The sequence below is a fragment of the Escherichia sp. WS1450 genome (assembly GCF_046487395.1).
Lineage (GTDB): Bacteria > Pseudomonadota > Gammaproteobacteria > Enterobacterales > Enterobacteriaceae > Escherichia > Escherichia coli.
On the sequence record NZ_JBJQJO010000141.1, the window covers coordinates 1 to 816 of the forward strand.

Sequence of the window (816 nt, forward strand, 5' to 3'; positions counted from 1 at the left end):
CATATCTGCTTTGGACAACGAGCCAATATGTGTTTTGAGACAGGACTTATCCGCCGCCATAATCTGCTCTACAATCGCTTTGCTGCTCTGACACCTACGGTCACAACAGCCTCACTTGGATACACTCGCTCTGTGTTACTGGTCAGAGGAACGACGACTACTCGAGCGAGGTTCCTGTTTGCTGCGTCATTGCTCACGATCACTGCCGGACATGTCTTGCGGATTTCACTGTCAACAGCAGGATCAAATTCAATCCACCACGTCTCACCTGTGCCGTCACTGCTCTGTCATCTTTCTAACACTTTACTGTCTAACACATGTAATAAAAAAGTTATTTTTCTGCAATTCGGGCATGATATTTAATCCCACGAGCATGAAACGTGTGAATTCGCTCATCAGGTACAACAAGCAAGAGAGATAAACGATGAAACCGTTACATTATACAGCTTCAGCACTGGTGCTCGGACTGACGTTAATGGGGAATGCACAGGCAGTGACGACCATTCCGTTCTGGCACTCTATGGAAGGGGAACTGGGTAAAGAGGTGAATTCTCTGGTCCAACGTTTTAACGCCGAAAACCCGGATTACAAAATTATACCGACTTATAAAGGCAACTACGAAGAGAGTTTAAGTGCGGGGATCGCAGCATTTCGTACCGGTAACGCTCCGGCTATTTTGCAGGTTTATGAAGTTGGCACCGCCACCATGATGGCGTCGAAAGCCATTAAACCGGTGTATGACGTGTTTAAAGAGGCGGGGATTAACTTTGATGAGTCGCAGTTTGTGCCGACGGTTTCAGGCTACTACTCCGACAG

The 816-nt window shown here is 47.2% G+C and carries 1 protein-coding gene and 1 pseudogene; one reads left to right on the forward strand and one right to left on the reverse strand.

The window, feature by feature from the left end:
* Positions 1–68: 68 nt before the first annotated feature.
* On the reverse strand, positions 69–254 hold the full coding sequence (locus ACJHYR_RS27970; RefSeq protein WP_089581225.1) for a type II toxin-antitoxin system PemK/MazF family toxin: 186 nt from the start codon (positions 252–254) through the stop codon (positions 69–71).
* 170 nt (positions 255–424) lie between these two features.
* Between ACJHYR_RS27970 and ACJHYR_RS27975 the strand changes: the two are divergent.
* A pseudogene (locus ACJHYR_RS27975) lies at positions 425–816 on the forward strand (sn-glycerol-3-phosphate ABC transporter substrate-binding protein UgpB); the annotation flags it as partial.